The sequence below is a fragment of the Dolichospermum sp. LEGE 00246 genome, assembly GCF_015207865.1.
GTDB classification, from domain to species: Bacteria; Cyanobacteriota; Cyanobacteriia; order Cyanobacteriales; family Nostocaceae; genus Dolichospermum; species Dolichospermum heterosporum.
In genome coordinates this window covers 1-4161 of record NZ_JADEWA010000474.1, presented here as the reverse complement: position 1 = coordinate 4161, position 4161 = coordinate 1, and the positions used below count along the sequence as shown (strand labels likewise).

The following is a 4161-nucleotide window of genomic DNA, read 5'->3' as shown; positions in this document are numbered from 1 at the left end:
CCTACTTTTTTATAATAACATAAAATCAATATTTTGTTCGTTTCGTCGCTGTAGCCTTCTTTGTTTTCGCTACGCTCAAATACAATTTGGGCTACGCAACTCAACTCACGCGCATTCATCCCACGCTCCTAAGAGTGAGACGTGGGGCTTCTGCTGATTAAGCTAAACACGGGTGAGATTTAAACTTTTGCCAAATGACAAAGAACCCAGATGTGTAGGGGTAAAGCAAAAGCTTATTGGTGTCAACTTAACGTAAAACATCTATCCCGCAAAGAACTCAACTCGTCTCATTCCCAATCTCTGACTGAGAATGAATTCTAGAAGGCTCTGCCTTCAATGATATTAGAGGCAGAGCCTCATCAACTGCATTCCTAGTCAGAGACTAGGAACGAGATGTGGTAGGGATTTGAGCTTAAGTTGAAACGAATGAAGCTCTTGCTCTACCCCTACAAATCTAATTTTGTCGTGATTTTATATAGGGTTTGCTGAAAAAGTTGTCTGTGAGGGCAGGGAACAGTTTTAACTGTCTGGATATCCTCAATTTTCCAAATCTGAGAAAGAAAAATGCACCTATTTTGAGACACCATTAGCCAAAACCTTGCACTTTTTTGTGGTAAAAATCCGCGAAACCCTTTGTTAATAAATGGTTTTAGCTTTATTCAGCAAGCCCTATATAAAGTCTATGTCCCAACCATTTTGAGTATATAAGCCAGTACCGCAGGGTGAAATTAAAAATTCAGAAAAGTGTCCCAGATTAGGTGAAGCCTAACTCCTGACTTCTGCTATAGCTTTTCTCCTGTTAGCTATTGAGTGAAAGCGAACTTTATCCTAAAATAATCTAGTAGGAATTTGGTGAAGCGGTTTATTTTACTTGCCTCTTCTCTACTGAAAATGAATCAAAAGCAATTAAAAGGAAGATAAGTCACCTGTGAGTAGCTCCTAAAAAAAAGCTAACAGCTTGATATTGGATGCTCAAAAAGGTAGGTTAGATGTTTTGAGTATCTTAAGAGTATGATGAAAAGTATGAAAGCTGAACATATTGATTTTCCAGTGCTACACTCAGAATTATTCTTACGTCATCGTCTACAGGTAGTAGAGGAATTGTGGGAGTCGGTGCTGCGTCAAGAATGCGGTCAAGAAATGGTGGATCTTTTGCGCCAATTGCGGGACTTATGTTCTCCAGAGGGACAAGCCACGAATGACTTAGCTGCCTCGGCTGTAGAATTAATTGAACAATTGAATATCAATGAAGCGATTCGTGCGGCGCGTGCCTTTGCGTTGTATTTTCAGTTGATTAATATTATTGAGCAGGAATATGAGCAAAAGCAGCAATTAAACCGCTATAGTGGAGAAACTGATGAGGAGGTTTTTCCCAGTATAATTTATTCTACGAACCAAAGAGAAGAAGAATTGCCTATTACTAAGGAAATAGGTAGTGATTTAATGACATCGGAAACTCCGCAAAAAGGGACTTTCGCGGCTTTATTTCCCCTGTTGTTTAAGTTGAATGTTCCACCCCAACAAATTCAACGTCTAATTTCTCAACTGGATATCCGTTTAGTTTTCACTGCACACCCGACGGAAATTGTCCGTCATACTATCCGGGATAAACAGCGTCAGGTGGTTCATCTTTTACAAAAATTAGATGAAGCGCAAAGTCGCGCTGGTAGCTATCCTTGGGAAACCTTGGAAGTCAAGGAAAGATTACTGGAAGAAATTCGCCTGTGGTGGCGAACTGACGAATTGCATCAGTTTAAACCAACGGTTTTGGATGAAGTAGATTATGCTCTTCACTACTTTCAGGAAGTGTTGTTTGATGGTATTACGCAACTATACAAACGCTTCAAATATTCTTTGGGAGAAACTTTTCCCTGGTTACAACCACCAACGACAAATTTTTGCTCTTTTGGTTCTTGGGTAGGTTCAGACCGAGATGGTAATCCTTCGGTGACACCGGAAGTAACTTGGAAAACCGCTTGTTATCAACGAAAAATGGTGTTAGAGCGGTATATTAAGTCAGTTAAAGAGTTAGTGTCTTTATTGAGTGTATCTATGCACTGGAGTGATGTACTACCAGATTTGCTAGAGTCTTTGGAGTTGGATCAATCACAGTTGAGTGGGGTGTATGATGATTTAGCATTGCGTTTCCGCCAAGAACCTTATCGTCTGAAGTTATCTTACATTCTCAAGCGTTTGGAAAATACCCGCGATCGCAATTTGGCTTTATATAATCGGGAAACCCCAAACAATGAAGATGCACCTATGTACCGTTCGGGTGCAGAATTCTTAACAGAGTTGTTGTTAATTCAACACAACTTGACGGAAACAGGTTTAAGTTGTCGAGAGTTGGAAAACCTGATTTGTCAAGTGGAAATATTTGATTTTAATCTGACTCAATTAGATATTCGGCAAGAATCATCCCGTCATGCTGACGCGTTAAACGAGATTCTGGAATATTTGCAACTGTTACCCCAGTCCTACAACGAATTATCAGAAGAACAGAGAATCGCTTGGTTAACTTCAGAATTGCAAACTCGTCGTCCCTTGATTCCCGCTGAGTTACCATTTTCGGAAAAAACCAATGATGTAATTGAAACTTTCCGAATTTTGCGATCGCTACAACAAGAATTTGGCATTAAAATCTGCCAAACTTATATTATTAGTATGTGCCGCGAAGTCAGCGACGTACTAGAGGTTTTACTCCTAGCCAAAGAATCCAGTTTATTTGATCCTGTAGTTGCAGTCGGGACAATTCGCATCGTTCCTCTGTTTGAAACCGTAGAAGATTTACAACGTTCTAGAGGCGTAATGCGACAACTGTTTGAATTGCCTTTATATCGGGCAATGCTGGCTGGAGGTTATGCCGCAATTAACACTTCGACTTCGCTCAGTGAAGAACAAGCATCTCCATCTATTTCTACCTTGAATCCTAACTTACAAGAAGTAATGTTGGGGTATTCCGATAGTAATAAAGATTCTGGTTTTTTAAGCAGTAACTGGGAAATTCATAAGGCTCAAAAATCACTTCAGAAAATCGCCGAAAGTTACGGTGTAAATCTGCGGATTTTCCACGGACGAGGTGGTTCTGTGGGGCGTGGTGGCGGACCTGCTCATGAAGCGATTTTAGCCCAACCAGGTCACAGTATTAGTGGACGAATTAAAATTACCGAACAAGGGGAAGTCTTAGCTTCTAAATATTCCTTGTTAGATTTGGCTTTGTATCATCTGGAAACCATCACTACAGCGGTAATTCAAGCCAGCTTACTAGGAACAGGGTTTGATGACATCGAACCTTGGAATGAGATCATGGAAGAATTATCTCATGCGTCGCGTCAACACTATCGTAACCTAATTTATGAGCAACCTGATTTTATTGACTTCTTCCACCAAGTCACCCCCATTGAAGAAATCAGCCAATTGCAAATTAGTTCTCGTCCAGCCCGTCGTCCATCTGGTAAAAAAGATTTAAGTAGTTTGCGAGCCATTCCTTGGGTATTTAGTTGGACACAAACCCGCTTTTTATTACCTTCTTGGTATGGAATTGGTACAGCTTTACAGGAATTTCTGGACGCAGAACCAGAACAACATTTGAAATTACTCCGCTATTTCTACCTCAAATGGCCATTCTTTAAAATGGTGATTTCTAAAGCCGAAATGACTTTAGCAAAAGTAGACATGGAAATGGCACGTCACTATGTTGATGAATTGTCTAATCCTGAAGACAAACAGCGATTCGAGAAAGTTTTCGAGCAAATTTCTAGCGAATTCTTTCTGACTAGAGATTTAGTCTTAAAAATCACTGGACACCAAAAACTATTAGATGGTGATCCAGTATTACAACGTTCTGTACAATTAAGAAATGGGACAATTGTGCCTTTAGGATTTATTCAAGTTTCCCTTCTCAAACGCCTCCGTCAATCGAAAAATGCGCCCACAACCGGGGTAATTCACTCTCGTTACAGTAAAGGAGAATTACTGCGAGGGGCATTATTAACTATCAACGGAATTGCTGCCGGCATGAGAAATACAGGTTGATAATGGGTAATGGGTAATGGGTAATGGGTAATGGGTAATGGGTAATGGGTAATGGGTAATGGGTAATGGGTAATGGGTAATGGGTAATGGGTAATGGGTAATGGGTAATGGGTGAAAATCCAATAA

The 4161-nt window shown here is 40.2% G+C and carries 1 protein-coding gene; it reads left to right on the top strand.

Annotated elements, in window-relative coordinates:
• Window positions 1-1014: 1014 nt before the first annotated feature.
• Entirely contained in the window at window positions 1015-4035 is a 3021-nt protein-coding gene (gene ppc / locus IQ228_RS22410) for a phosphoenolpyruvate carboxylase (RefSeq protein ID WP_193964492.1), read from the top strand.
• The last annotated feature ends 126 nt before the right edge of the window (window positions 4036-4161 follow it).